23 protein-coding genes are annotated in these 26,167 nt (G+C 68.4%); 8 read left to right on the forward strand and 15 right to left on the reverse strand.

The features are described from left to right. Positions 1-13: 13 nt before the first annotated feature. Genes def through LQZ87_RS08630 form a run of 3 tightly spaced genes read right to left on the reverse strand, consistent with a single transcriptional unit; the run spans position 14 to position 5,382 of the window. A complete protein-coding gene (gene def / locus LQZ87_RS08620; protein WP_230103055.1) occupies positions 14-505 on the reverse strand; it encodes a peptide deformylase in 492 nt (163 codons plus the stop codon). Continuing rightward, entirely contained in the window at positions 505-1,932 is a 1,428-nt protein-coding gene (locus LQZ87_RS08625; protein WP_230103056.1) for a MinD/ParA family protein, read from the reverse strand. The genes def and LQZ87_RS08625 overlap by 1 nt, the downstream gene beginning before the upstream one ends. A gap of 42 nt (positions 1,933-1,974) precedes the next feature. After that, entirely contained in the window at positions 1,975-5,382 is a 3,408-nt protein-coding gene (locus LQZ87_RS08630) for a pyruvate carboxylase (protein ID WP_230103057.1), read from the reverse strand. Between the two features lie 92 nt (positions 5,383-5,474). Between LQZ87_RS08630 and LQZ87_RS08635 the strand changes: the two genes are divergently transcribed. Continuing rightward, positions 5,475-6,287, forward strand: a complete 813-nt coding sequence (locus LQZ87_RS08635) for a ParA family protein (RefSeq protein WP_230103058.1) — start codon at positions 5,475-5,477, stop codon at positions 6,285-6,287. 96 nt (positions 6,288-6,383) lie between these two features. Here the strand turns inward: LQZ87_RS08635 and LQZ87_RS08640 are convergent, their stop codons facing one another. From LQZ87_RS08640 to LQZ87_RS08650, 3 genes are all read right to left on the reverse strand, one after another. After that, positions 6,384-6,929 (reverse strand): MerR family transcriptional regulator, encoded by a 546-nt coding sequence (locus LQZ87_RS08640; RefSeq protein ID WP_290368258.1) that lies wholly within the window; start codon positions 6,927-6,929, stop codon positions 6,384-6,386. Positions 6,930-7,028: 99 nt separating this feature from the next. Further along, positions 7,029-7,718 (reverse strand): MerR family transcriptional regulator, encoded by a 690-nt coding sequence (locus LQZ87_RS08645; protein ID WP_230103059.1) that lies wholly within the window; start codon positions 7,716-7,718, stop codon positions 7,029-7,031. Beyond that, a complete protein-coding gene (locus LQZ87_RS08650) occupies positions 7,718-8,203 on the reverse strand; it encodes an FHA domain-containing protein (protein WP_230103060.1) in 486 nt (161 codons plus the stop codon). Before LQZ87_RS08650 ends, LQZ87_RS08645 begins: the two co-directional genes overlap by 1 nt. A 100-nt stretch (positions 8,204-8,303) precedes the next feature. Between LQZ87_RS08650 and LQZ87_RS08655 the strand changes: the two genes are divergently transcribed. After that, on the forward strand, positions 8,304-8,939 hold the full coding sequence (locus LQZ87_RS08655) for a copper resistance CopC family protein (protein ID WP_230103061.1): 636 nt from the start codon (positions 8,304-8,306) through the stop codon (positions 8,937-8,939). Between the two features lie 9 nt (positions 8,940-8,948). Beyond that, complete coding sequence (gene lpdA, locus LQZ87_RS08660) at positions 8,949-10,346, forward strand: dihydrolipoyl dehydrogenase (RefSeq protein ID WP_230103062.1); 1,398 nt, start codon at positions 8,949-8,951, stop codon at positions 10,344-10,346. Positions 10,347-10,431: 85 nt separating this feature from the next. On the opposite strand, the gene LQZ87_RS08665 is transcribed toward lpdA, so the two are convergent. Beyond that, positions 10,432-12,006, reverse strand: a complete 1,575-nt coding sequence (locus LQZ87_RS08665; RefSeq protein WP_230103063.1) for a glycerol-3-phosphate dehydrogenase/oxidase — start codon at positions 12,004-12,006, stop codon at positions 10,432-10,434. Next, entirely contained in the window at positions 12,003-12,614 is a 612-nt protein-coding gene (locus LQZ87_RS08670) for a TetR/AcrR family transcriptional regulator (protein ID WP_230103064.1), read from the reverse strand. Before LQZ87_RS08670 ends, LQZ87_RS08665 begins: the two co-directional genes overlap by 4 nt. Positions 12,615-12,634: 20 nt before the next feature. On the opposite strand from LQZ87_RS08670, the gene LQZ87_RS08675 reads away from it, so the two are divergent. Together LQZ87_RS08675 and LQZ87_RS08680 are read left to right on the forward strand one after the other, a co-directional pair. Continuing rightward, a complete protein-coding gene (locus LQZ87_RS08675; RefSeq protein WP_230103065.1) occupies positions 12,635-14,260 on the forward strand; it encodes an FAD-binding oxidoreductase in 1,626 nt (541 codons plus the stop codon). 1 nt (position 14,261) lies between these two features. After that, positions 14,262-15,161: a diacylglycerol kinase gene (locus LQZ87_RS08680; RefSeq protein ID WP_230103066.1), complete on the forward strand. Its 900-nt coding sequence runs from the start codon at positions 14,262-14,264 to the stop codon at positions 15,159-15,161. A gap of 70 nt (positions 15,162-15,231) precedes the next feature. Here LQZ87_RS08680 and LQZ87_RS08685 read toward each other — a convergent pair whose 3' ends face one another. The 7 genes from LQZ87_RS08685 to LQZ87_RS08715 form a co-directional block, all read right to left on the reverse strand. Then, a complete protein-coding gene (locus tag LQZ87_RS08685; RefSeq protein ID WP_230103067.1) occupies positions 15,232-15,897 on the reverse strand; it encodes an SDR family oxidoreductase in 666 nt (221 codons plus the stop codon). Between the two features lie 59 nt (positions 15,898-15,956). Next, positions 15,957-17,066 (reverse strand): NAD(P)/FAD-dependent oxidoreductase, encoded by a 1,110-nt coding sequence (locus LQZ87_RS08690; RefSeq protein WP_230103068.1) that lies wholly within the window; start codon positions 17,064-17,066, stop codon positions 15,957-15,959. Continuing rightward, positions 17,053-17,769 carry a methyltransferase domain-containing protein gene (locus LQZ87_RS08695; protein WP_230103069.1) on the reverse strand — a complete coding sequence of 239 codons (717 nt, stop codon included), beginning with the start codon at positions 17,767-17,769 and terminating at the stop codon, positions 17,053-17,055. Before LQZ87_RS08695 ends, LQZ87_RS08690 begins: the two co-directional genes overlap by 14 nt. Continuing rightward, a complete protein-coding gene (locus LQZ87_RS08700) occupies positions 17,766-18,917 on the reverse strand; it encodes a type III polyketide synthase (RefSeq protein WP_230103070.1) in 1,152 nt (383 codons plus the stop codon). The genes LQZ87_RS08695 and LQZ87_RS08700 overlap by 4 nt, the downstream gene beginning before the upstream one ends. A 72-nt stretch (positions 18,918-18,989) precedes the next feature. After that, complete coding sequence (locus LQZ87_RS08705; RefSeq protein WP_230103071.1) at positions 18,990-19,613, reverse strand: CYTH domain-containing protein; 624 nt, start codon at positions 19,611-19,613, stop codon at positions 18,990-18,992. Continuing rightward, a complete protein-coding gene (locus LQZ87_RS08710) occupies positions 19,606-19,818 on the reverse strand; it encodes a response regulator (protein WP_230103072.1) in 213 nt (70 codons plus the stop codon). The genes LQZ87_RS08705 and LQZ87_RS08710 overlap by 8 nt, the downstream gene beginning before the upstream one ends. Positions 19,819-19,853: 35 nt before the next feature. Further along, on the reverse strand, positions 19,854-20,348 hold the full coding sequence (locus LQZ87_RS08715) for an A24 family peptidase (RefSeq protein ID WP_230103073.1): 495 nt from the start codon (positions 20,346-20,348) through the stop codon (positions 19,854-19,856). Between the two features lie 124 nt (positions 20,349-20,472). Between LQZ87_RS08715 and LQZ87_RS08720 the strand changes: the two genes are divergently transcribed. From LQZ87_RS08720 to LQZ87_RS08730, 3 genes are read left to right on the forward strand one after another with little or no spacing between them, the layout of a single operon-like run. Beyond that, complete coding sequence (locus LQZ87_RS08720) at positions 20,473-21,225, forward strand: hypothetical protein (RefSeq protein ID WP_230103074.1); 753 nt, start codon at positions 20,473-20,475, stop codon at positions 21,223-21,225. Further along, positions 21,222-22,763 (forward strand): DNA polymerase Y family protein, encoded by a 1,542-nt coding sequence (locus LQZ87_RS08725; protein ID WP_230103075.1) that lies wholly within the window; start codon positions 21,222-21,224, stop codon positions 22,761-22,763. Before LQZ87_RS08720 ends, LQZ87_RS08725 begins: the two co-directional genes overlap by 4 nt. After that, positions 22,763-26,164 (forward strand): error-prone DNA polymerase, encoded by a 3,402-nt coding sequence (locus tag LQZ87_RS08730; protein WP_230103076.1) that lies wholly within the window; start codon positions 22,763-22,765, stop codon positions 26,162-26,164. Before LQZ87_RS08725 ends, LQZ87_RS08730 begins: the two co-directional genes overlap by 1 nt. The last annotated feature ends 3 nt before the right edge of the window (positions 26,165-26,167 follow it).

A 26,167-nucleotide genomic window follows, 5' to 3' on the forward strand; every position in this document is an offset into this window, starting at 1 on the left:
GTCTCCGGCCGGGCTAGAACCAGTCGCTCTCGCGGACCTCGCGCATCGCGCGCTTGCGGTCTTCCGGAGTGAGACGGGAGAGGTACAGCATCCCGTCGAGGTGATCGGTCTCGTGCTGGAGCGCCTGCGCGAGCAGCCCCTCCCCCTCGAGCACGACCGGATTGCCGTCGAGGTCGATCCCCTCGACCCGCGCCCACGGATGCCGCAGGGCGTCGTGCCAGAGCCCCGGCACCGACAGGCACCCCTCGCCGGTGGGCACCGGCTCGCCGCGGACCTCGGTGAGCACCGGGTTGATGACGTAGCCGACGTCGCCGTCGATGTTGTAGCTGAACGCCCGAACGGCGACACCTATCTGTGGGGCGGCGACTCCGGCGCGGCCGGGGAGTTTGACGCTGTCGACGAGGTCTTCGACCAGCGACCGGACGCCCTCATCGATCGTGCTCACCGGAGCGCACGTGGTGCGCAGCACGGGGTCGCCGAAGATTCTGATCTCTCGCGCGGTCATCAGGCGGCCTTCGCGCGCAGACTCTCCACGAGCAATGCGGCGAGCTCGCGAGCGGCCTGTCGCGTCTCCGGCTGCAGGTTCGCGAAGACGATCGCGCCGCCGCCGGCGATCTGCGGGTCGTACGGCATCCGCACGACATGCTTGGCCCTGGTCTTGAAGTGCGCCTCGAGCTCGTTCAGACGCACCAGCGGACTGCCGGGCGTGGACTGGTTCAGCACGATGATGGCGCCTCGCGCCTGCTCCTCGCGACCATTCGTCTCGAGCCAGGTCAGGGTCTCGGATGCGAGACGCGCCTCGTCGACGCTGAGTCCGGAGACGATGACGATCTGATCGGCCTTGTCGAGGGTGGCCCCCATGACCGAGTGCACGATGCCCGTTCCGGTATCCGTGAGCACGAGCGAGTAGTAGTGCGCCGCCACGTCTGCGACGTTGCGGTAGTCCTCGTCGCTGAACGCCTCCGCGATGTGCGGGTCGGGGTCGGATGCCAGCACGTCGAGCCGCGTGGAGTCGCGAGCGACGATCGCCGAGAGGTCGTGGTATCCCCTGACCTCGTCGTGGATCTTGACGAGATCGCGCACCGACTTGCCGCCTGGGCTGCGGACGATGCGGTCTGCGAGCGTGCCGCGATCGGGGTTCGCGTCGACCGCGATGACGCGATCCTCTCGCGCATCGGCCAGGGCCATGCCGAGGAGCGCAGTGACGGTGGTCTTGCCCACGCCGCCCTTGCGCGACAGCACCGGGACGAAGCGCGCACCGCCGTTGAGAGCGTTCGCGATCCGCGCGGTGAGCGCCTTGCGCTCTCGTGCGCGCTTGCCGTCGCCGATGTTGATACGGCGTCCTGAGATCGTGTAGAGCAGGTGGCTCCACGTGCCCTCCGGCTCGGGCTTCGTCAGCTGGCTCGGGTTGAGCAGACGGTCGGCGGTCAGCAGGTCGGCGGTCTCGCGGGATGACTGCCCGGCCTGCTCGCCGAAGCGCTTGGACACCAGCGCGATATCCGGCGCCGCAACCGGTGCCGGTGCCGGTGCAGGTGCGGCTGCTGCAGCATCTTCGACCGGCTCCGCATCGACGACAGCATCTGCATCCTCGATCGGCACTGCATCCTCGATCGGCTCCGCGTCGACGAGGGGATCAGCGTCCGCCGTCACCGCGGGCTCGTCGACCGCGCCGATCACGGCATCCTGCTCGACGGCATCCTGGTCGACGGCGGCTCGAGGGGTCTCGAGCTCGCCGACGAGGATCTCGCCGGTGAACTCGCCGTCCACCACGTCCTCGACCAGGTCGTCGTCATCATCCGCGCCCGCGGGCAGCGTCACGCTGACTTGCGAGGTCTGCCCGAGAACGCCGAGCGCTGTCGTGTCGAGAGATGCGGCCTCGTCGAGAATGCCGAGATCGTCGCCCTCCGAGGGGGAACTGTTCTTCGATGTCACTGTGTCACTCCAAGCTTGTGCGATCCTGTCGCTCGCCCAAGATTACTTGGCTGGAGTGATCACGACCAAAAGGTCGCCGGCATCCACCTGCTGCGTGGAGCCGATCGCGAGCCGTTCGATGACACCGTCGACGGGTGCGGTGATGGCCGCTTCCATCTTCATCGCCTCGATGGATGCGACGGGTTCACCTGCCCGGACGGTCGCACCCACCTCGACCTTCAGCGACACGACGCCCGAGAAGGGGGCCGCGACCTGACCGGGCTTCGCGGTGTCGGCCTTCTCGGCCTCGTGTGCGTCCACGGCGACGGAGCGGTCACGCACGAACACCGGTCGCAGCTGGCCGTTCAACGTCGTCATGACCGTGCGCATGCCGCGCTCATCGGCCTCACCGATGGCCTCGAGACCGACGTAGAGCTGCACGCCGCGATCGATCTCGACGAGGTGCTCCTGCCCCTGGACGAGTCCGTACAGATAGTCGGCCGTGTCGAGCACCGACAGATCTCCGAACAGTTCGCGCTGCTGAGAGAACTCTCGGGTCGGGGCCGGGAAGAGCAGGGTGTTGAGCCTCTCGCGGCGGTCCGCACTCGAGCCGGCGAGAGCCTTCTCGTCGTCAGCGGAGATCTCCGTGAGACCGCCGCGCACCGTGCGCCCGGCGAGCACCTTGCTGCGGAACGGCTCCGGCCACCCGCCGGGGAGATCACCGAGCTCGCCGGCCATGAAGCCCACGACAGAATCAGGGACGTCGTACTTCTCGGGATTCGCCTCGAAATCGGCGGGGTCGGCCTTCACAGCCGCGAGGTGCAGCGCGAGATCGCCGACGACCTTCGACGACGGCGTGACCTTGGGCACTCGGCCGAGGATGCGGTCGGCCGCGGCGTACATGTCCTCGATGAGCTCGAAGTCGTCCGCGAGGCCGAGCGCCTTGGCCTGCTGACGCAGGTTCGACAACTGCCCGCCGGGGATCTCGTGGTGGTACACGCGACCGGTCGGCCCCGGGAGCCCGGATTCGAACGGCGCGTACTGGTTGCGCACGGCCTCCCAGTACGGTTCGAGGTCCGAGACGCCGCCGAGATCGATGCCGCTGTCGCGATCGGTGTGCGCGAGGGCCGCGACGAGCGACGACAGCGACGGCTGGCTGGTCGTTCCGGAAAGCGGGGCGGATGCCGCGTCCACAGCATCCACGCCGGCCGCACTCGCAGCGAGCAGAGTCGCGAGCTGTCCACCTGGGGTGTCGTGCGTGTGCAGGTGCACCGGCAGGTCGAAGCGTTCGCGCAGCGCCGTCACGAGCTTCGCGGCGGCCGCCGGCCGCAGCAGCCCCGCCATGTCCTTGATGGCGAGGATGTGCGCTCCGGCGTCTGTGATCTGCTCGGCCAGACGCAGGTAGTAGTCGAGCGTGTACAGATCCTCGGCCGGGTTCAGCAGATCGCCGGTGTAGCAGAGCGCGACCTCGGCCACGGAGGTTCCCGTCGCGCGGACCGCGTCGATCGCCGGGCGCATCTGAGAGACGTCGTTGAGGGCATCGAAGATGCGGAAGATGTCGATGCCGCTCGTCGCCGCCTCGGCGACGAAGGCCTCGGTCACCGCGGTCGGGTACGGCGTGTATCCGACCGTGTTGCGGCCACGCAGCAGCATCTGGATGTTGATGTTCGGCAGCGCGGCGCGCAGCTTGTCAAGCCGCTCCCACGGGTCCTCGCCGAGGAAGCGGAGCGCCACGTCGTAGGTCGCGCCACCCCAAGCCTCGACCGAGAGCAGGCCGGGGGTGAGCCGGGCGAGGTAGGGCGCTGCGGCGACGAGGTCACGGGTGCGCACGCGGGTGGCCAGCAGCGACTGGTGCGCGTCGCGGAAGGTGGTGTCCGTGATCGCCAGCGCGGTCTGCTCCCGCAGACTGCGCGCGAACCCTTCGGGCCCGAGCTCCTGCAGCCGCTGGCGGGAACCGGCCTGCGGCTCGGCACTGAGGTCGATGGCCGGGAGCTTGGCCACCGGGTCGATCGCGCCGGGGTGCTCCCCGTTCGGCTTGTTGACGGTGACGTCGACGAGCCAGTTCAGCAGCTTCGTGCCGCGGTCCTTGGACACCCTGCCCTGCAACAGATCGGGGCGCTCGTCGATGAAGGAGGTGCTGATGTCGCCCGAGACGAAGGCGTCGTCGGCGAGCAGCGCCTGCAGGAACGGGATGTTCGTGGAGACGCCGCGGATGCGGAACTCAGCGAGTGCCCGCCGCGCGCGGCCGACGGCCGCTTCGAAGTCGCGACCACGGCAGGTGAGCTTTGAGAGCATCGAATCGAAGTGCGGACTGATCTGCGCGCCCTGGTGCACGGTGCCTCCGTCGAGGCGGATGCCGGCACCGCCGGGCGAGCGGTAGGTCGTGATCTTGCCGGTGTCCGGGCGGAAGCCCTGTGTGGGGTCCTCAGTTGTGATGCGGCACTGCAGCGCCGCGCCGCGCAGGTGGATATCGTCCTGCTGCAGGCCGAGCTCGGCCAGGCTCGCGCCGGCCGCGACGCGCATCTGGGTCTGCACGAGGTCGACGTCGGTGACCTCTTCGGTCACCGTGTGCTCGACCTGGATGCGCGGGTTCATCTCGATGAAGACGACCTCGCCGGTGCGCTCCCCTGCTGTCTCGAGAAGGAACTCGACGGTTCCCGCATTCTCGTATCCGATCGAGCGGGCGAAGGCGATGGCGTAGCCGTGCAGGGCCGTGCGGATGCTGTCGTCGAGGTTCGGCGCCGGAGCGATCTCGACGACCTTCTGGTGCCGGCGTTGCACGGAGCAGTCGCGCTCGAACAGGTGCACGGTCTCGCCGGTCTTGTCCGCGAGGATCTGCACCTCGATGTGGCGCGGGCGGACGACCGCCTGCTCGAGGAACATGCGCGCGTCGCCGAATGCGCTCTCCGCCTCGCGCATCGCCTCGGCGAGGGCCGGTGCGAGTTCGTCCTTCGTCTCGACCCGGCGCATGCCGCGTCCGCCGCCGCCGGCGACGGCCTTGGCGAACACGGGGAATCCGATCTCGTCGGCCTGAGCCACCAGCGCGTCGACGTCGTCCGACGCTTCGGTCGACCGCAGGACCGGTACACCGGCTTCGATCGCATGGCGCTTGGCTTCGACCTTGTTGCCGGCCATCTCGAGCACGTTCGACGGCGGTCCGATGAAGACGATGCCGTTCTCCGCTGCCTTCTCTGCGAGCTCCGGGTTCTCGGACAGGAAGCCGTACCCCGGGTAGATCGCATCGGCACCGGACTCGAGCGCGACCCTGATGATCTCGTCGACGCTGAGGTATGCACGCACGGGGTGGCCGCGCTCCCCGATCTCGTAGGCCTCGTCAGCCTTGAGGCGATGCTGCGAGCCGCGATCCTCGTACGGGAACACAGCCACAGTGCGCGCCCCCACCTCGAACGCCGCTCGGAAGGCGCGGATCGCGATCTCACCACGATTGGCCACAAGGATCTTCTGGAACATGCACACCTCTGATAGCTCATGCGCGGCTTTGTCGACGCGCACAGGGCGGGGCTGAGTGTTTTCCAAGCCTAGGGGAAGGTAACGTGGTGTCCGTGCACGTACTCAGCGTCAGCTCCCTAAAAGGCGGTGTCGGAAAGACGACCGTGACCCTCGGACTGGCCTCAGCGGCCTTCGCCCGAGGTGTTCGCACCCTCGTCGTCGACCTCGATCCGCAGTCCGACGTCTCCACCGGAATGGACATCCAGGTCGCTGGACGCCTCAACATCGCCGATGTTCTCGCGAACCCCAAGGAGAAGGTCGTCCGTCAGGCGATCACCTCCAGCGGCTGGGCGAAGGTGCACCCCGGAACGATCGACGTGCTCATCGGCAGCCCGTCCGCCATCAACTACGACGGTCCGCACCCGAGCGTTCGCGACGTGTGGAAGCTCGAAGAAGCCCTCGCCTCCGTCGAGAGCGACTACGACCTCGTCCTCATCGACTGCGCCCCTTCCCTGAACGCGCTGACGCGCACGGCATGGGCCGCGAGCGACCGCGTGATCGTCGTCACCGAGCCCGGCCTGTTCTCCGTGGCCGCGGCCGACCGTGCCCTGCGCGCGATCGAAGAGATCCGCCGAGGGCTCTCCCCTCGCCTTCAGCCGTTGGGCATCGTCGTCAACCGCGTTCGCCCGCAGTCGATCGAACACCAGTTCCGGATCAAGGAACTGCGAGACATGTTCGGACCGCTCGTGCTCTCGCCTCAGCTGCCGGAGCGCACGTCGCTGCAGCAGGCGCAGGGCGCGGCGAAGCCGCTGCACATCTGGCCGGGCGACTCGGCTCAGGAGCTCGCCGCAGACTTCGACCTGCTGCTGGACCGCATCGTGCGCACGGGCCGCGTCCCCGTACCGGAGACCGGCGCACAGGCCTGAGAGGGCCGGCAAAGCAAACGCGCTCAGCTTCTGCTGAGCGCGTTTTCTGTTGCGCCGGTCCCTGAGCTTGGCTCCGGTTCCTGAGCGTGCCTCCGGTCAGGCCGTGCGCTTGGCGCGACGGGCGCTGAGCTCGTCGACGGGATCCGGCGCTGTGGGGTCGAACTCGACCAGCGTCGACTCGACCTCGCGCAGCACCTTGCCGACGGCGATGCCGAAAACGCCCTGTCCGCGGCTGACGAGGTCGATGACCTCGTCGTTCGACGTGCACAGGTAGACGGAGGCGCCGTCGCTCATCAGCGTGGTGCCGGCCAGATCGCGGATGCCGGCAGCACGGAGCTGATCGACGGCGGTGCGGATCTGCTGCAGCGAGATGCCCGTGTCGAGCAGACGCTTGACGAGCTTGAGCACGAGGATGTCGCGGAAGCCGTAAAGACGCTGCGAACCGGAGCCGCTCGCGCCGCGCACGGTGGGCTCGACGAGCTCGGTGCGGGCCCAGTAGTCGAGCTGACGATAGGTGATACCGGCCGCACGGGCAGCCACTGCACCGCGGTAGCCGACCTCGTCGTCCATGGCGGGGAGGCCGTCGGTGAAGAGGAGCTCGGTCACGAACCGCGGGTCGCCGGCACGCTCATCCGCATTCATATGACTTCCTCTCTGACGGGATACCCCCAACGCTAGAGCAGTGCTCTGCCCCGGGCAACGACATCCGCTTCGCGATGAAGGTGTGTCGCAACCTGTTCGTTACGAAAGCACTCGCGCGAGCGCTTCTTTCACGAAAGCCGCTCGAACCTCGCTGAGTTTGGTCGCCAGTTCCGGCGCCATCTCACGTGCTTTTCCTCTGGACGTGGAATCCGTCCTGCGCAGCAGCGCCGACATCGCCGACTCGATCAGCGAAACCTCGCGCTCCGCGCTCTGGCGGACGGTGCGCAGGTGCCTGGGCTCGATGCCGTGACGATCCAAGGCGACCAGGCCGCGCAGCAGCGTGACGGTCGACTCGGAGTAGGTCTCGGCAGCGGCGATGATGCCGGTGCTGATGGCGTCGTTGAGGATCTGCGGCCCTGCACCTGCCGCCGACAGCAGCTCTTCGCGACGGTAGCGCCGAGGCGCGGGCGCGATCGACGGCGGCGGGGCGAAGGCGAGCCCGGTGTCGCCGTTGGCTTCGGCCTCATCGAGCTGTTCGCGGATCACGCTGAGCGGCAGATAGTGATCGCGCTGGAGCGTGAGCCCGAGCCGCAGTCGCTCGATATCGGACTGCGAGAACTTGCGGTAACCCGATTCCGTTCGCGACGGGGTGACGATGCCCTGCACCTCGAGGAATCGCAGCTTGCTCGAGGTCAGGTCAGGGAACTCGGGCGTCAGGCGCGCGAGGACCTGACCGATGCTCAGTAGACCCGCAGACGCTGAGCGATCGCGGGCGGGGAGTGCTGCCATCAGTCAGACGCCGCCGCAAGGTCGGCGGCGGAGAGGAAGAAGTTCAGACGGAACTTGCCGATCCGCAGTTCGGAGCCATTGACGAGAGCGCTGCGGTCGACGCGCTCTCCGTTGACGTAGGTGCCGTTGAGCGAGCGCTGATCGATGATCTCGAAGGAGCTTCCGGCACGGGTGATCTCGGCGTGACGACGCGAGACGGTCACGTCGTCGAAGAAGATGTCGGCCTCTGGATGACGGCCGATCGTGGTGACATCGGTGTCGAGCAGGTACCGGGCTCCTGCCATCGCGCCCGAGCGCACCAGCAGCAGCGCCGAGCCGGCCGGCAGCGCGGCGATCGCGGACTGCTCGACTTCAGTGAGCTCCGCACCGAACGGGACGAAGGAAAGGTCGGAGTCGTGTCCGAATGTCTGCGTGGCGTCGTGCCGCTGCTCTCCGTCGCGGTGAATCGATGCATCGCGAGCCGATCGGCTTTCGAAATCTGTCACGGTTGCCCTCCTTCCGACCCAGACTAACTGATCGAGTGACCGCCGAGCGAGGGCAAGTACGACACAGCGCATCCACATTCGGATTTCCTAAGGTGGAGTCGTGCGTACTCTCACTGCTCGTCGTTCGTTCGCTCCCCTCGCTCTGGCCGCCACCCTGCTGGCCGCGTTCGTCTTCCTCTTCGCGTGGCCGCAGCCGGCCGCGGCGCACGACGCCCTCGTGGAGTCCAGCCCTGCCGAGGGTTCGACGGTCGATATCCTGCCCGGCGAGATCACCCTGACGTTCAGCGCCGCGCTCATCGGCGGTGACGGCTCCACGGAGATCGTCGTGATGGATGACGCCGGCCAGTCGGTCACGGACGGCGCCGCCGAGCTCGACGGAGCGATGGTCACGCAGCCGCTCGTCGCAGAGGCGGATGCCGGCGAGTATCACGTGCTCTGGAAGGTGGTCTCCAGCGACGGCCACCCGACCTCCGGTGAGTTCGGGTTCTCCGTCACGACGAGCACACTCGGCTCGTCCGAGCCGTCGACTGCCCCGACCGCCGAGGAGACGGCCGCTCCGGCACCGGATCAGACGCAGGCCGCAGAGGATCCCAACATGGAGGCGCAGGCATCGTTCTCCCCTGCCTGGCTGATCGGTGGAGCCGTCGTGCTGCTCATCGTGGTGTTCCTGCTGGTGCTTCTGCTGCGTCCTCGCAAGGCCGCCGATTCCGAATCTGACACCCCCGCAGGGCGATAGGCTTAAGGCATGCCACACTACGACGTCGTCATCCTCGGCGCGGGCCCCGGCGGTTACGTCGCCGCAGTCCGCAGCGCACAGCTGGGCCTCTCCACCGCGATCATCGAAGAGAAGTACTGGGGAGGTGTCTGCCTCAACGTGGGCTGCATCCCCTCCAAGGCACTCCTCAAGAACGCAGAACTCGCCCACACCCTGAACCACAAGGCCGAGTTCTTCGGCATCTCGGGTGACTTCACCATCGACTTCGGCAAGGCGTTCGATCGCTCGCGCGAGGTCGCCGAGGGCCGGGTCAAGGGCATCCACTTCCTGATGAAGAAGAACAAGGTGACCGAGTACAACGGTCGTGGCACCTTCACCGGCCCGAAGGCGATCTCCGTCGCCAAGGCCGACGGATCCACCGAAGAGGTCACGTTCGACAACGTCATCATCGCCACAGGCTCGAAGGTCCGCCTGCTGCCGGGCGTCGAGCTGAGCGACAACGTCGTGACGTTCGAAGAGCAGATCATGACCCGCGAGCTGCCCGAGTCGATCGTCATCGTCGGCGCCGGCGCCATCGGCATGGAGTTCGCGTACGTTCTCACGAACTACGGCGTGAAGGTCACGATCATCGAGTTCCTCGACCGCGCGCTTCCGAATGAGGATGCCGACGTGTCGAAGGAGATCACCAAGCAGTACAAGAACTACGGCGTCGACATCCTCACCTCCACCAAGGTCGAGAAGGTCGTCGACAACGGCTCGTCCGTCACCGTCACCTACACCGGCAAGGACGGCCAGCAGGCCTCCATCGAGGCCGGCAAGGTGCTCATGTCTGTCGGCTTCGCTCCGAACGTCGAGGGCTACGGTCTCGACAAGACGGGTGTGAAGCTCACCGAGCGCGGCGCGATCGACATCGACGACCACATGAAGACCAACGTCGACGGCATCTACGCGATCGGCGACGTCACGATGAAGCTGCAGCTGGCGCACGTCGCCGAGGCGCAGGGTGTCGTGGCGGCCGAGACCATCGGCGGAGCCGAGACGCAGACGCTGGGCGACTACCGGATGATGCCGCGTGCGACGTTCTGCTCGCCTCAGGTCGCCTCCTTCGGTCTCACCGAGCAGCAGGCCAAGGACGAGGGCCACGACGTCAAGGTCGTGACGTTCCCGTTCATGGCCAACGGCAAGGCGCACGGCCTCGGCGAGCCCGTCGGCTTCGTCAAGATGATCGCGGATGCTGAGCACCTCGAACTGCTCGGCGCTCACATGATCGGACCGGACGTCTCGGAGCTGCTCCCCGAGCTCACCCTCGCGCAGAAGTGGGACCTCACCGCTCTCGAGCTGGCACGCAACGTGCACACGCACCCGACGCTGTCGGAGGCACTGCAGGAGGGCTTCCACGGCCTCGCAGGCCACATGATCAACTTCTGATCTGCATCGCGCCGTCTTGCGGCGTCGAAAGAAGGAGAACCCGGGTTCCGAGCACGTCTCGGCCGGGTTTTTCTTCTTTCCAGGCTCAGGTCGAGAGGTCGTCGAGCGTTTCGGCGACCACTTCAGCCACGACGTCGGCGGCGGCGACCCGGTCGTCGGGCACCAGACCGATGCGCGTGCGCCGATCGAGGACATCGTCCGCATCGAGCGCCCCCTCGGCACGCACCGCGAACGCGACCTCGGCGCGGATGACGTCGATCCCCTCGGCGACCCGTTCGGCGCCGCTGTGCCCGAAGCCCGCGAGGACGAATGCCGCTTCCGTGCCGTAGCGCGAGCGAAGCGTCGCGGATGAGCGACGCGCACCGGCATCCGGAACAGGCACGAGGGATCCGGGCGCTCCGACGAGCGGGAGTCGATCGGTACGGCATCCTGGATCGTCGAGGCCGGCATGCCGAAGCGCGAGGTCGACCGCATCTTTCGCCATGGCGCGGTAGGTCGTCAGTTTTCCGCCCAGGATGCCGACGGCGCCGTTCGGCGACACCTCTACGTGGTGGCGGCGGGAGATGTCGGCGGTCGATCCGCCGGCTCCCGACTCGATGAGCGGGCGGAGCCCCGCGAAGGAGCCGCGCACGTCGCTGCGCGTCAGCGGACGGTCGAGAGCCCGTGACAGCGTGGTGAGGAGGAAGTCGATCTCGTCCTCTGCCGGTGTCGGCACGTCGGGGATCTGGCCCGGCGCATCGACGTCGGTGAGGCCGACGATCACGCGTCCGAGCTGCGTCGGCAGGGCGAACACGAAGCGGCTGATCGATCCGGGCTGCGGAACGGTGAGCGCTGCGGTGGGGTTGCCGAGCGTCGCGGCATCCAGGACGATGTGCGTCCCGCGACTGGGGCGCAGGCGGATGTCGGGGTCGAGCTGCCCGGCCCACACGCCCGCCGCGTTCACGACCGCGCGGGCGCGCACGCGCAGCGATCCCCCTCCGAGCTCGTCGTGCAGGGTCGCACCGCTGCCGTCGACATCCGTCGCCCGCGTTCGCGTCAGAATCATCGCGCCGTGCGCGGCTGCCGTTCGCGCGATGGCGACGACGAGCCGCGCGTCGTCGATGAGCTGGCCGTCCGTGCCGACGATGCCGCCGCGGATGCCGTCCCGACTCAGCGCCGGGAAGATGGCGACGGCCTCACCGACGGTCGCTCGATGCGGATGAGGCAGAACCGAGCTCGGCGTGCGGGCGATGCGCCGCAGACCGTCTCCCATCCATAGGCCGATGCCGCCGACGAAGCGCTGCTTCGCCGAGACGCCATCGACGAAGGGCAGCAGCTGCGGCAGCGTGCGGATGAGGTGCGGAGCGATGCGGGTCATGAGCAGGTGGCGCTCGAGGGCGCTCTCTCGCGCGACGGCGAAGTCTCCTGACGCGAGGTAGCGGAGTCCGCCGTGGACGAGCTTCGAACTCCAACGGCTGGTGCCGAACGCGAGGTCGCGGGCTTCTGCGAGGACGACGGAGAGGCCTCGGCTCGCGGCATCCAGGGCGACGCCCACGCCGGTCACGCCGCCGCCGATCACGAGCAGGTCGACCTCGTCGGCGCTCGCGAGCGCGTCCAATTCGCGCGACCGCCGCCCGGCGTTGAGCATCGATGAGGCGCGTACGCCGGATTCGTCTGTCATGGCCGCAGGTATCCGTCCACCGCTCGGGAGAGTTCGGTATGCCATTCCTCGATGCCGATCAGCGACGAGACGGCGTTGTACGAGAGGACAGCTGACTGCACGATGAGCAGCAGCATGACGGACATGTCGCTCCGATCGCCCGCGCGCACCGTTCCGCCGTTCTGCGCGTGGGCGATGGCGTCGGCCAGCCACCGGAGCATCGCGCGCTGGCTGGATCCGACGCGCTCCAGGCTGTACTGCGTGAACGCGTCCGGTTCGCTGGCGAGCAGGCGTCCGAACACGGGATCTTCTCGGAACAGGTCGGCGAACCGGAGCGTCTCGCTGACGAGCCGCTCGCGGGTGCTCACCTCGGGTTCGAGCCGGCGGATGACCGTCATCGTCTGGCGCAGCAGTGCCGCGCGGACCACCTCGTCAGCGCTCGCCCAGCGTCGATAGATCGTCGGGCGGCTGACACGCGCCTCACGGGCGAGCTCGGCGATCGTCAGGCGCGCGGTGCCGCGTGAGGCGATGAGATCGGAGGCTCGTTCGAGGATGTGCGCGTCGGCGTCATCCCAGGACGGCAGCTCCGCCTCGATGGGGAGAATCGGGATCGCTTGACGCTTTTCCATAATGTGTCACACTGTAACCCATGACGACGGAGACCTCACCTGCTGCAACGATGCGCTGGAACGGCTGGGGCGACCCTGCGCTCGCAAAGGATCTGCCTCTTGCGGTGAGAGCACTGCTGCCGACTGTGCTCGGCCGGGTGCAGCGTCCAGAGCCCGCGGTCGCCCTGTCAGACGTTCACGTCGCCGCATCCGCGCTCACGGACGAAGATCGCGCGGACCTCGCCGCGATCGTCGGCGACCCGCAGGTCACCACCGATGACGAATCGCGGATCCGGCATGCCGGGGGGCGGTCCACGATCGACCTCGTCCGCAAGCGGTCTGCGGACCAGGACGCTCCGGATGCCGTGGTCTCCCCCGCCGATCACGGGGAAGTTCTCGCGGTCCTCGGCTGGGCTGCTGAACACAGTGTCGCGGTCGTGCCATTCGGCGGCGGCACGAGCGTCGTCGGAGCGCTGGATCCTGAACGCGACGGTCATCGGGCCGTGATCGCACTCGACCTGCGCCGGCTCACCGGCATGCTCCACCTGGATGAGGTGAGCGGCGAGGCCCAGTTCCTCGCCGGTACGACCGGCCCCGAGGCCGAGCGCCTGCTGGCGGAGCGCGGGTTCGAGCTTGGGCACTACCCGCAGAGCTTTCTGTACGCGACCCTGGGCGGATTCGCGGCGGCGCGATCGTCCGGTCAGAACTCGGCGGGCAACGGCCGCTTCGACGCGATGGTCACAGCACTGCGCGTGGCGACGCCGACAGGCGAGGTCGCTCTGGGCGGGGCCCCAGGCACGGCGGCGGGGCCGGATCTTCTGCGCGTCTTCCTGGGCGCGGAGGGCATCCTCGGCGTCATAACCGAGTTGCGCCTGCGCGTGCACCGACTGCCCGTGACACGCATCTACGAAGGGTGGTCGTTCCCCGACTTCGCGACAGGAGTCGATGCCCTTCGCCGTGTCGCCCAGCTCGGCAGCGGCCCGACCGTGATCCGTCTCTCTGACGAGGCCGAGACCGGGATCGGACTCGCGCAGCACGGCAAGATCGGCAAGGCACTGTCGAAGGGATGCAGCGCCGTCACGGTCTTCGAGGGCGAGCCTGAGGTCGCAGCCGCGCGTCATGCACTCACTGCGAAGGTCCTCACGGCCGCCGGAGGGCGTTCGACCGGCGCGGGGCCCGCCGAGGACTGGGCGAAGGGCCGGTTCGGGGCGCCGTATCTGCGTGACGCGATGCTCGATCACGGAGTCTTCTGCGAGACGCTCGAGACCGCGGCTGTCTGGTCGGACATCGCTCAGTTGAAGGCTGTGATCACCGAAACGCTGCGCGCTGGATTCGCAGAGCAAGACGCCAAGTCGCTCGTGATGTGCCACATCTCGCACGTCTACCCGACGGGCGCCGCGCTCTACTTCACGATCATCGGCAACCTGCGAGGCTCCGGCGAAGAGGTTCTCGAACAGTGGGATGCGATCAAGTCGCGCGTGAACGACGTGATCCTCCGCAGCGGCGGCACGATCAGCCATCACCACGGCGTCGGTCGTGATCATGCTCCCTGGTTGGCGAAGGAGATCGGCGACGGTGGCATGCGGATCCTGCGCGCGCTGAAGAGCGAACTCGATCCCGCCGGAGTCATGAACCCCGGCGCGCTCATCGCGTCTCGGGAGGGCTGACGTGTCGAACGTCCACGTCCTCGTGAATCCGGAGGCCGGGCGCGGACGCGGTTCTTCGCGAGCGGATGCGGCGATCGCCCACCTGCGCCAGCGTGGTGTGGATCCGGTTGTGCTCGCCGGCTCATCCCCTGAGGAATCGCGACGGTTGGTCGCCGAGTCGGTCGCAGCCGGGCCAGATGCTCTCGTGATCGTCGGCGGCGACGGAACGCTGTCGAGCGTCGTCGACGTTCTCGTCGGATCCGGCATCCCGATCGTCCTGGTCCCGGCCGGCACCGGTAACGATCTCGCCCGATCGCTCGGCATCCCATACGGCTCGGATGAGACGGCTGCGCTCGCGGCGGAGGCCGCGGTCGACGGCATCCCGCGGGCACTCGATGTCGGCGAGGCGAGATGCCCGGACGGCTCGACGCACTTCCTCACCATCGCGGCGCTGGGCTTCGATGCGAAGGTCAGCGAGCGCACGAACCGACTGCGCTGGCCGCGCGGCGGCGCGCGCTACTACCTCGCGCTGCTGATCGAGCTGGTTCGGCTGGCGCCGATGCGCTTCGCCGTGCGCGTGGACGGCGTGGATGCCCCGGTCGCGGATGGCACGCTGATCGCCGTCGGCAACACGAGCAGCTATGGCGGGGGGATGCCGGTCTGCCCGAGTGCGGACCCATATGACGGCCTGCTCGATGTCACGCATGTTCCCCCGATCGGGCGGCTCCGACTGTTGCGGCTGTTCCCGCGCCTCCTGAAGGGCACGCATGTGCAGTTGCCGCAGGTCACGACGATGCGCGGCCGAGAGATCGAGGTGTCCGCTCCCGGGCTTGTCGTCTACGCCGACGGCGAGCGCCTCGGCAGTGAAAGCGTGAGCATCCGGGTGGTTCCTGGAGCGCTCGGTATTCTGCTACCGCGGTGAGGGTGCGCCGCTGAGACCGCTCGCGCAGAGTCCACCTGTGTGCCGGTGGGTTGCGCCTGCCCGCATGCGCTCAGAATCGAGCGGAGAAGCCCCCATCAGCGTTGATCAGTTGGCCGCTGATCCAGCGTCCTTCATCCGACAGAAGGAATGAGGTCACAGCTGCGATGTCTTTCGGCGTCCCCGCTCGGCCGAGTGGATGATGGGACGTCAGGGTCGTGCGCGTCTCATCATCCATCCAGCCGGTGTCGATCGGTCCAGGATTGACGACGTTCGCGGATATCGACTGCGGGCCGAGTTCGCGAGCGGATGAAATGACGATCCGGTCGAGTGCACCCTTGGATGCTCCGTACGCGAGGTTCCCAGTCGTATGGTCGCTCGTGAACGCGACGATCGCGCCGCCGGCTGAATCGACCTGGCGTGCAAAAGCGGCGATCAGCAACAGGGATGCGCGAGCGTTCACTGCCATGTGCTGGTCGAACTCCTCGGCAGTCGTGCTCAGAACGCCCGACTCCACGTCGTGTGCGTGGCTGAGCACGAGGGCCGAGATGGTTCCGCGCTCGCGGGAGACGCGGTCGATCAGCGCGGCGGGCGCCGTGGTCGCGGAAAGATCGCATGGGTAGTCGCCGGCCGCTAGATCGCTGGTCACGACGTCCCACCCGTCGGCTTCCAGCCTGGCGACGACGCCGGCGGCGATGCTGTTCGCGCGGGCTGCTCCGGTGATGAGTACGAGGGGCATGAGTCGACGATATGCGACACACGCTGCTTGCCGCCTCCGCTCAACGACCCGCGAAGGGCTCACGTCCCTCGCATCGTGATCATGTCGGCCGTTCGGCCGCGCAGGGGCGCCGTGCCCAGCATCCGGATCACCGCATTGCGACCGTGCAGGACGGGCCCGCGAACCGGGCGCCCCATCGTCATGTAGAAGTACGAGCGGCGCTGAGCACGGGCGGCCGCGCGAAGAGCGCGTCGCTCGTAGTCGGAGAAGTCCGGCAGCTCCACGCGCAAAGCGCGTTCTATCGCTGCGGCCAGGTCGACCGCGGCCGCCCAGCCGAGGTTCATCCCCTGCCCGCCGATCGGGCTCGTCTCATGCGCAGCATCCCCGACGAGAACGACCCGACCGTCGATCAACCGCGAGGCCTGATGCTGCCGAGCTTGAAAGATCGTCGGTCGGGTCTCGGATGCGAGGTCCAGATGGATGCCGGTGCGCGCACGAATCGCACGCATGAAGGACTCCGCATCGCCGAGGGCGTGCTCAGGATCAGCTGCGACCCAGCGTCGCATTCCCTCAGGGAGAGGGAACGATTCGACCAGTCCCCCTGCTTCGCAATACAGCTGGGCGCGCCGGCCGCGGTCGACGTCCTGGATATCTGCCATCGCGTACCACCCCGCACCGCGCCGAGAACTCCATGCGATGCCGAGTTCCTGGCGGATGCCACTTCGCACACCGTCAGCCGCTACGACGACGGACGCCGTGACATCGTTGGACTGCGCGAGCGTCAAGCGAACGACTGTCCCCTCGTTCCGCACCCCGGCCACAGCACGCCCGAGCTGCAGCGCATCAGCAGACAGCTCTGACAGCCGGCCGCGGAGCAGCTCGCCCGTTCGGTGCTGCGGCAGGATCAGCACCCGCTGGCGTTCGCTGAACGAAAGCGATGCCAGCACACGCCCAGCGCAGACGACCTCGCCGCCCTCCAGCACCAGCGCCTCGCCGCGCGCCTCATCACCGATGCCGGCAGCATCCAGCGCCACCTGCCCTGGCGGATGGATGCCGATCGCACGAGACCGCTCGTCCGCACCATCCCGCGCTTCGAACACCGCGACGTCGATGCCACGCTGCGCGAGCAGACACGCCAGCAGCAGCCCGACCGGGCCCGCGCCGACGATCGCGACGTCATGGTCGGGCATCCCACGCCTCCCATCGCAGCTCCAGCCTCGAGGGCAGCTCCTGCCGCACCTGCCAGCCGGCCGGCACGATCTCGGCGATCTCGTGGGCCGTGTACGACCGACGGATGCTCGTGAGCCCGTCCTCTCGGATGAACGACTCGGCGAGCACGTTCCGCGCGAACGGCCGCGTCCCGGCGGCGAAGGCCCGGTACGCGAAGCGGCTTCGCGCGATATCGCGGTGGAGCACGAGACCGTCGTCCTCGACCAGGCGAATCGAATCATCCAGCAGTTCGAGCAGCTCCGAACCGGTCAGATGATGCAGCAGGTGGTTGGAGACGACGGCGTCGAAGCGCTCACCGGCCGCGACCAGGCTTGAGGTGTGCGCGCATCGGTATGAAACCCCGCCACCGCGCTCGCGCGCCCACCGGATCGCCCGATCGTCGGCATCCAGCGCCGTCACCGCGACCTGCAGCCCATCGCGACGCGCCCACGCGGCGAGCGCCCGCGGCACATCACCGCCGCCTGCCCCTACATCGAGCAGGCGCAGAGGCTTCCGTCGCGCACGGGGCCGGATGTCACGCCGGTAGACCGAATGCCACCGCGACACCATGGTGTTCACGAGCGGAAACTGCTCGTACGTCCGCTCCAGCATCCGGAGGTCGCAATCCGGATCGTCCATCAGCTCGCGCGCATCGACGGCGCGGGCAGACAGGTCAGGCGTCACGGTGCGACGACGGTCAGAAGTGCGGTCTCGGCCGTCAGTCCAGGGCCGAAAGCCATCGCCGCGACGCGCTCACCGTCGCGCGCGCCCTCCTCCTCGAGGATGCGCCGCAGCACGAACAGCACCGTAGCGCTGGACATGTTGCCGTACTGACGCAGCACCTCCCGCGCGGGGTGCAGCTGCTGCTCTGACAGCTTCAGGTGCTCTTCGACTTTGTCGAGGATGCTTCGTCCGCCGGGGTGGATCGCCCAGTGCGCCACCTGCTCGCCGATCGATCCGTCATCGAACGCGCCGGCGAGGACCGCGTCGGACGCGTACAGCGGACGCAGCGCACCTGCGATGTTGTCCCCGATCAGCTGCGGAACGGCGGTCGACAGGATCATCTCGAAACCGGTGTCGCCGATCATCCAGGCCATGTCCCTCTTGCCCTCCGGGATGATCCCGGTGTGGAACCGGTCCAACGCGAACCCCGGCACGGCGGAGTCGAACGATCGTGCGGTGACGAGCCCGGCTGCGGCCCCATCGGCGAACAGCGAGGTCGCGACGATCATGTCCGGGTCCTCGGACGACCGCAGATGCAGCGTGCACAGCTCGACGCTGACCACGAGGACGACGGCGTCCGGGTTCGCCGCACAGAACTGGGCGGCGGCCCGCAGTGCGGGCATCGACGCGTAGCAACCCATGAATCCGAAGTGATAGCGTTCGACGCTGTCCGCGAGCCCCAGGGAACGCACGATCTCGTAGTCGGGCCCCGGTGCGTAGAACCCCGTGCACGAGACGGTGATCACGTGGGTGATGTCGGCTGCGGTGATGTCCGGATCGGCCTCGAGGGATCTGCGGGCAGCGTCGACGTACAGCTTCCACGCCTCCCGCACGTAGACCTCGTTGCGCACCTTCGTGCTCGGCGAGAGCAACCGACCGGTCTCGCGATCGAAGAACTGCGGCTCATCCGTGTCGGCCGACAGCGACAGTTCGTCGAGCACCGTGTACCGGGTGTCGATGCCCGAGCCGTTGAAGGATGCCGTCACGATCCGCTGGGCGAGCCGACCGAGATCGGGCTGGGCGGCGAAGACGTCGCGCACCTCCTCCTGCCGCAGGGTCGTTTCGGGGACGATCGTCTGCAGCGAACGCAGGATGGGGGCGTGACTCATGAGGTCACTCAAGCACGCCGACCCCGCCGGCAGAAGGGGGTTGCGCCAGGGAAGTTGCCCAGAGAAGTCGTGTCAGAAGCCCAGCGCGCGGGCGAGTTTCGAATCAGATGCCGCGGCACGCCCACCGGCGGCGAAGACCGCGGCTTCGACTGCGGCGAAGAACGCGTCGCGCCCGGCCTCGTCGGCAGGGGCAGCGGGGCCCAGTTCGACCTCCCACTCGCGCCACACGCGCTGCGTGCCGTGGCGCAGGTCGGTGGCGCGCACGCGGTCGTCGACGAACTCGGCGATCGCTCCAGCGAGCCCGGTGAGCACATAGGCGGTGCGGCTGTTCTCGATGCGTGCGAGCGGCGTGAGCGGAGCCGTCGTCCAGCGGGCGAGGGCATCGGAGACAGCATCCGGAATCGTGCCCTCCTCACCGGCGCCGTCCAGCGGCCAGGCGATCTCGAGCCGCCCGTCCCCCTCACGCGGCCCCTTGATGTGCCAGCCGGCGTCCGGGCCCCCCGTGCGACGGCGCACGGCGACGCCCGCTCGCGCGAGAGCAGCATCTGCGGTGTCGAAGTAACGGGCGTCGAGTTCACGGAGCTCGCCGGAGGTCACGGCATCCACGGATTCGATTTCAACCCAGTGCGGCAGGGGCGTCGAGACGTCGACGTCGTATTTGCGCTCGACCTCGACGGTGCGTGACCCCTCAGTCATCGTTCAGCGTGAGATCCTCGAGCGCCTCGTCGTACCAGTAATCGACCTCGGTCGGTCCGTCGCCGGACCCGGTGTTCTGCTCGTCCCCGCGGCGGTTGTAGACCACCTGAGTCTCGCTGTAGGGAACGATCAGCTTGTCATCGGCTTCCTCGATGGGAATGATCTGCCCGTCCAGCGGGCCGCCGTGAAGTCGTGCGATTGCCATGAGCACACCATAGTCCTCACTCGGCGGCGATGTCCTCAGCCGATCGCGATGCCGAGAACCGCACCGATGATCATCCAGGGGCCGAATGCGATGCGGGTGGACCGGTTCGCGCGCTTCACCGCCATGAGCGCAAGGGCGTAGATCGCGCCGAGGACGAAGGCGGATGCCGCGCCGATCACGAGCACCTGCATGCCGTGCCATCCGAGCACGAGGCCGATGAGGGCGGCGAGCTTCACATCTCCCCCGCCGATCCCTCCCCGGCTCATGGCGCGGAGCACGACGTAGAAGCCGCCGAGGATCAGCATCCCCACCAGCGCCCCGAGCAGCGCGTCGGTGCGCTGGGTCACGAGCGCGTCGACGCCGACGAGAACGAGGGATGCCGCGAGCGCCGGCAGCACGATCCGGTTCGGCAGACGATGGGTGCGGGCGTCGATCGCCAGCAGCCAGATGCCGATTCCCGCGAGGGCCAGGTGCACACCGATGACGGCGACGTCGTACGGCGAGACGTCGAACGGCGAGACCGGAGGCATGCCGGAAGGTTACGAGAAACGCGGATGACGCGGATCCGCCCTGTGGATAACGTCAATGTCCGGTGTACGAATTACCATCGAAGCGTCACTTGATTTATTCGTAGGTATCTTCGAGGATGGATGCATGGGCACCGCACTTCCCGCCCCCGCGGCTCTCCCTCGCGAGAGCGTCGCCTCCCGCGCGCAGGAGGTGCATCGCCTGCGCAGCGAGATCTCCCGCATGCAGCGGCGGCGCAGCGACGTCCCCTTCCTTCCGCTCGATCCGGCACTGGAGGGGCTGCTTCCCGACCCCGGCCTTCGAGTGGGCTCCGCCTACTCCCTCTCTCCCTCTCCGAGTCTGCTCGGCGCCCTCCTCGCCGCTCCGTCGCAGAAGGGTTCATGGTGCGCGATCATCGGCATGCCCACGATCGGCGTCGAGGCGATGAGCGATCTCGGCGTCGAGCTCGAGCGGCTCATCCTCGTGCCCGACCCCGGCCCGCGCTGGCTCACCGTCGCTGTGGCTCTCTCCGAGGTGATCCCGATCATCGCCGTGCACCCGCGCAGCCGTGTCGCAGATGCCGACATCGCCCGGTTGAACGCACGCCTGCGCGACCGCGGCTGCACGCTGCTGGTCACCGCCCCCTGGCCGCAGAGCGAGGCGACGATCCGCGTGGAGGAGACCGAGTGGCACGGTCTGGGCTCCGGGTGGGGGCTGCTGTCGGATCGCACTGTGACGCTGCGGGCGTCGGGGCGCCGGTTCGAGTCCGGCAGGCGGGTGCGCGTGCAGATGCCGACCTCGCTCGGGCGGGTGGATGCCGCTCCTGTTGCGCTGCGGCCTGTCGCACCGTTGCCCGCACCCGATCTTTCGAGGCCCGGCCTTTTGGCGGTCGCGGGATGAACGCGCCTCCCCGTCACCTCGTGCTGTGGCTGCCGGATTGGCCGGTGCGTGCGGCGCTCGGCTCCCCGCCAGGGGACGAGCCGGTCGCCGTCGTGCAGGCGAACTTCGTCGTCGCATGCTCGGCGTCCGCCCGCGCCCAGGGAGTGCGCCGGGGACAGCGTCGCCGACTCGCCCAGACCAGCTCCCCCGGGCTGCGGATCCTTCCCGCAGACCCGCTGCAGGAGCAGCGGATGTTCCTCCCTGTGCTCCGCCTGCTCGAAGAGCTGGTGCCTGGCATCCAACCGCTGCGACCGGGATTGGTCGCACTCCGGGCTCGAGGAGCCGCCCGCTATTACGGCGGAGAGGAACAGGCCGCCCTCCATCTCATCGACACGCTCGCCGAGCACACCCATCCAGGGGCGCGTTCCGGCGTCGCGGACGGCCTGTTCACGGCCGAGCAGGCGGCTCGCCTGGCAGACCCCGTTCGAGTGGTCGGGCAGGGAGGGTCGCGTGATTTCCTCGCGCCGCTCCCCGTCCACGTGCTGGGCGACGAGCAGATCACGGCGCTGCTGACGAAGCTCGGGGTGCGAACGCTGGCCGATTTCGCCGCGCTCGAGGCCGGTCACGTCCGCGACCGGCTCGGCGAGCAGGGGGTGCGGCTGCACGATCTTGCTGCGGGCGCGGACTCGCGACCGCTGACGCCGCAGACTCCTGAGCCGCAGCTCGCGCGCGAGATCGTGTTCGACAGCCCCCTCGCGCAGGCCGAGCAGGTCGCCTTCGCGGTGCGTCAGACAGCGGATGCCGTCACCGCAGCCCTCGCCGAGCTCTCACAAGTGTGCACGGAGGTGCGCATCGACCTCACCGATGACGACGGGGGCGTCTCGTCACGGGTCTGGATGCATCCCACGTCGTTCGAGGCGAGTGATCTGATCGATCGGGTGCGCTGGCAGCTCGAGGGGATGGCGGGAGCGTTCGCCGACACCGAGCGGGTCGGTTCTGAAAACACCGGCGCCGGCATCCTCGAGGTGCGGATCACCCCGACGCGCGTCGATGACAGCGCGCATCATCAGCCGGGATTGTTCGGGCAGGGGCCGGAGCAGCGCCTGCATCATGCGGTGTCTCGCGTGCAGGCGCTGCTCGGGCATCGCGGCGTCGTGACCCCGCAGGTGACCGGAGGGCGACGGCTGGCGGAGAGGCAGCTGTTCCAGCCGTGGGGCGACAAGACCCCGCATGAACGGAATGCCGAGCTGCCCTGGCCGGGGAGCCTTCCGGCTCCCCTCCCCTCTGAGGTGTTCTCCCCGCCGCTGCCCGCCAGGGTGACCGGGGCCGATGGTACGCCCCCGACGGTGGACGAGCGCGGGATGCTGTCGACTCCGCCGGCACGGATCGAAGACATCCCGGTGCTCAGCTGGGCCGGCCCCTGGCCGCTTCGGGAACGCGCCTGGGACGCCGACCGTGCCCGCAACGCGCAGCGGTTCCAGATCGTCGACGAGTCCCAGCGCGCCTGGCTCGCTCTCTGGGAGGACGGCTCCTGGTGGGTCGAGGGGAGGTACCGCTGATGGGCTTCCACAATCCGGCGATGCCGTGGAACGAGCTCGAGAAGACGCTCAGCGGCGAACCCCTTCCCACCCGGCCGGACCCCGGACCGGTCAGCCGCAAGCGCAGGTCCGTCTCTCCGCCGCCGGTCGACCCTCCGGAGAACGCCGTCCCGTACGCCGAGCTGCACGCGCACACCTCGTACTCCTTCCTCGACGGCGCCTCCCCGCCCGAAGACATGCTCGCCGAAGCCGCACGCCTCGGCCTCAGCGCCCTCGCGATCACCGATCACGACGGGTTCTACGGAGCAGCGCGCTTCGCCGAGACGGCCGATCTGCTGAAGACCCGGAACCCCCTGATCGACCTGCAGACCGTCTTCGGCACAGAGCTGTCGCTGGGTCTCCCTGCACCTCAAGGCGGCATCCCCGACCCGGTCGGCGAGCATCTGCTCGTGCTCGCGCGCGGCATGGAGGGGTATCACCGGCTGTCAGGGGCGATAACCCGGGCGCAGCTGCGCGGCGGCGAGAAGGGCCGCCCCGTCTACGACCTCGATGACCTCGCGGCGAGCGCGGACGGTCAGTGGACGATCCTCACCGGATGCCGCAAGGGCGGCGTCCGGCAGGGGCTGGCCCGCGGGGACGCCGAGACGCCGTTGCGGCGACTCGTCGACCTCTTCGGGCACGACAACGTGGCCATCGAGCTGTATGACCACGGCGATCCGCAGGACTCCCGCCGTAACGACGCTCTCGCCGAGCTGGCGGCATCCCGTCATCTCCCCATCGTCGCGACGAACAACGTGCACTACGCGGCGCCTCAGCACGCCGGGCTCGCCGAGGCCGTCGCCGCAGTGCGCGCAGTCCGCAGCATGGACGATCTCGACGGGTGGATGCCGTCGCACGGGTCGGCGCATCTGCGCAGTGGCGCGGAGATGACCGAGCGATTCCGCCGCTACCCCGGCGCGATCTCGCACGGGCTGCGCATCGCCGAGGAGTCGGCGTTCGAACTGCGCCGCGCGCGCCCCGCCCTGCCACGGCAGAAGGTTCCTGACGGGCACACGCCGATGAGCTGGCTGCGGCATCTGGTGTGGGAGGCGGTGCCCAACCGGTACCCCCGACTCGATGCCGCCGGCCGTGCCCGCATCGAACGCGAACTCAACGTGATCGACGAGAAGGACTTCCCCGGCTACTTCCTCATCGTGCACGGCATCGTCGCCGAGGCGAAGCGGCGCGGCATCCTCTGCCAGGGCCGCGGATCGGCAGCTGCGAGCGCGGTCTGCTACCTGCTGGGCATCACCGCCGTCGACCCGATCCTCTACGGTCTGCCGTTCGAACGGTTCCTCGCCAGCACCCGCGAGGAAGAGCCGGATATCGACGTGGACTTCGACTCCGGGCGCCGCGAGGAGATCATCCAGTGGGTCTATGGGGAGTACGGGCGCGAGAACGCGGCGCAGGTCGCGAACGTCATCCAGTACCGCCCGAAGAACGCCGTGCGCGACATGGCGAGGGCACTGGGCTACTCCCCCGGCCAGCAGGACGCCTGGTCGCGCCAGGTCGACGGCTGGGGCGCAGACCTGATGCCCGCCGACGGCCACGACATCCCCGAGACGGTGCTGGAGTACGCCGGTGAGGTTCTGAAGGCACCACGGCATCTCGGCATCCATTCCGGCGGCATGGTGCTCACCGCGCGTCCAGTGGGCGAGGTCGTTCCGGTCGAGCATGCCCGCATGGAGAAGCGCACCGTCATCCAGTGGGACAAGGATGATGCGGCGTGGATGGGGCTGGTCAAGTTCGACCTGCTGGGGCTCGGCATGCTCGCCGCTCTGCAGAACTGCTTCGACCTCGTCGCCGCTTCGACGGGTGAGACGTGGAAGCTGGAGACGATCCCGAAGGAAGAGACAGCGGTCTACGACATGCTCTGCCGCGCCGACTCGATCGGAGTGTTCCAAGTCGAATCGCGTGCGCAGATCGGGCTGCTCCCCCGGCTGCAGCCGCGGAGGTTCTACGATCTCGCCATCCAGATCGCTCTCATCCGCCCCGGCCCCATCCAGGGCGGCGCCGTTCACCCGTTCGTCCGGCGCAAGATGGGCGTCGACCCGGTGACCTACCCGCATCCGGTGCTGGAGCCGGTGCTCGAGCGCACCAAGGGCATCCCCGTGTTCCAGGAGCAGCTCATCCAGATGGCGACGGCCATCGGTGACTGCGACGCCGATGAAGCGGACACGCTACGGCGGGCGATGGGGTCCAAACGCGGGCTGGAGCGGATCGACAGCATCCGCGACAAGCTGTACGCCGGCATGACGCGGCACGGGCTCTCCCCCGAGCAGTCCGATCGCATCTACGCGCAGATCCAGGCATTCGCCCACTTCGGATTCGCCGAATCGCACTCGCTGTCGTTCGCGCTGCTCGTGTACGCCAGCTCCTGGCTGAAGCTGCACTACCCGGCCGCGTTCCTCGCCGGGCTCCTCAACGCACAGCCGATGGGGTTCTACTCCGCTGCGACGCTCACCGCGGACGCCCGCCGGCATGGCGTGCAGGTTCGGCGTCCCGATCTGCACGCCTCGGCAGCGGAAGCAGGACTCGAGCCGATCGATGCCACCGGTCCCACCCGCCCCACAGGTCCCACCGGCAGAGAGTCGTGTGCCGTCTACGAGCAGCCGACCCCAGGCGAATTCGACCGCGACGCACCGGATGAGTCGGAGGCGCATCGCCGTGACGGCGCGTTCGCCGTCCGGCTGGGGATCGGCAGCGTGCGCGGCATCGGCACGCCGATGGCAGAGCGGATCGTCACGGAGCGCGAGGCGAACGGCCCCTACCGGGACCTGCATGATCTGGTGCGCCGAACGGATGCCACGGCGGCGCAGTTGGAGTCCCTGGCATCCGCCGGCGCCTTCGAATGCCTCGGGCTGACTCGCCGCGAGGCGGTCTGGCTCTCCGGCGCAGCCGCCGAGGATCGAGCCCGCTATCTGCCGGGCACCACCCTGTCCGTGCAGCCGCCGCTGTTCACCGATCAGACCAGCTACGAACGCCTGGCCTCTGACCTGTCCACCACAGGCGTCTCCATCGACGACCACCCGATGGTGCACTTCCGCTCGGCACTCGATGAACGCGGCGTGCTCACCGCGACCCAGCTGCGCGAGCATGAGGTCGGGCGGCGCATCGAGGTGGCGGGACTGGTCACGCACCGACAGCGCCCGGCGACGGCATCCGGCATCACGTTCCTCAATCTCGAGGACGAGCACGGCCTGGTCAACGTGGTCTGCTCCGCCGGGGTCTGGAATCGCTACCGCCGCATCGCTCGCGACTCCCCCGCGCTGATCATCCGCGGGATCCTGGAGCGCTCACCCGAGGGTGTGATCAACGTGCTCGCGGATGCATTCCAGGATCTGCGCACCGGCATCGAGCACCGATCGCGCGATTTCCGCTGAACG

It is taken from the genome of Microbacterium sp. Bi121 (genome assembly GCF_918698005.1).
Classification (GTDB): Bacteria; Actinomycetota; Actinomycetes; order Actinomycetales; family Microbacteriaceae; genus Microbacterium.

Excerpts from the sequence above, each read along its gene's own strand:
- LQZ87_RS08630 (WP_230103057.1), bottom strand. The coding sequence starts at position 5,382 with ATGTTCCAGAAGATCCTTGTGGCCAATCGTGGTGAGATCGCGATCCGC.
- LQZ87_RS08665 (WP_230103063.1), bottom strand. The coding sequence starts at position 12,006 with ATGACAGACGAATCCGGCGTACGCGCCTCATCGATGCTCAACGCCGGG.
- LQZ87_RS08675 (WP_230103065.1), top strand. The coding sequence starts at position 12,635 with ATGACGACGGAGACCTCACCTGCTGCAACGATGCGCTGGAACGGCTGG.
- LQZ87_RS08715 (WP_230103073.1), bottom strand. The coding sequence starts at position 20,348 with ATGCCTCCGGTCTCGCCGTTCGACGTCTCGCCGTACGACGTCGCCGTC.
- def (WP_230103055.1), bottom strand. The coding sequence starts at position 505 with ATGACCGCGCGAGAGATCAGAATCTTCGGCGACCCCGTGCTGCGCACC.
- LQZ87_RS08710 (WP_230103072.1), bottom strand. The coding sequence starts at position 19,818 with ATGGCAATCGCACGACTTCACGGCGGCCCGCTGGACGGGCAGATCATT.
- LQZ87_RS08690 (WP_230103068.1), bottom strand. The coding sequence starts at position 17,066 with ATGCCCGACCATGACGTCGCGATCGTCGGCGCGGGCCCGGTCGGGCTG.
- LQZ87_RS08720 (WP_230103074.1), top strand. The coding sequence starts at position 20,473 with ATGGGCACCGCACTTCCCGCCCCCGCGGCTCTCCCTCGCGAGAGCGTC.
- LQZ87_RS08700 (WP_230103070.1), bottom strand. The coding sequence starts at position 18,917 with ATGAGTCACGCCCCCATCCTGCGTTCGCTGCAGACGATCGTCCCCGAA.
- LQZ87_RS08725 (WP_230103075.1), top strand. The coding sequence starts at position 21,222 with ATGAACGCGCCTCCCCGTCACCTCGTGCTGTGGCTGCCGGATTGGCCG.
- LQZ87_RS08705 (WP_230103071.1), bottom strand. The coding sequence starts at position 19,613 with ATGACTGAGGGGTCACGCACCGTCGAGGTCGAGCGCAAATACGACGTC.
- LQZ87_RS08685 (WP_230103067.1), bottom strand. The coding sequence starts at position 15,897 with ATGCCCCTCGTACTCATCACCGGAGCAGCCCGCGCGAACAGCATCGCC.
- LQZ87_RS08640 (WP_290368258.1), bottom strand. The coding sequence starts at position 6,929 with ATGAATGCGGATGAGCGTGCCGGCGACCCGCGGTTCGTGACCGAGCTC.
- lpdA (WP_230103062.1), top strand. The coding sequence starts at position 8,949 with ATGCCACACTACGACGTCGTCATCCTCGGCGCGGGCCCCGGCGGTTAC.
- LQZ87_RS08670 (WP_230103064.1), bottom strand. The coding sequence starts at position 12,614 with ATGGAAAAGCGTCAAGCGATCCCGATTCTCCCCATCGAGGCGGAGCTG.
- LQZ87_RS08645 (WP_230103059.1), bottom strand. The coding sequence starts at position 7,718 with ATGGCAGCACTCCCCGCCCGCGATCGCTCAGCGTCTGCGGGTCTACTG.
- LQZ87_RS08730 (WP_230103076.1), top strand. The coding sequence starts at position 22,763 with ATGGGCTTCCACAATCCGGCGATGCCGTGGAACGAGCTCGAGAAGACG.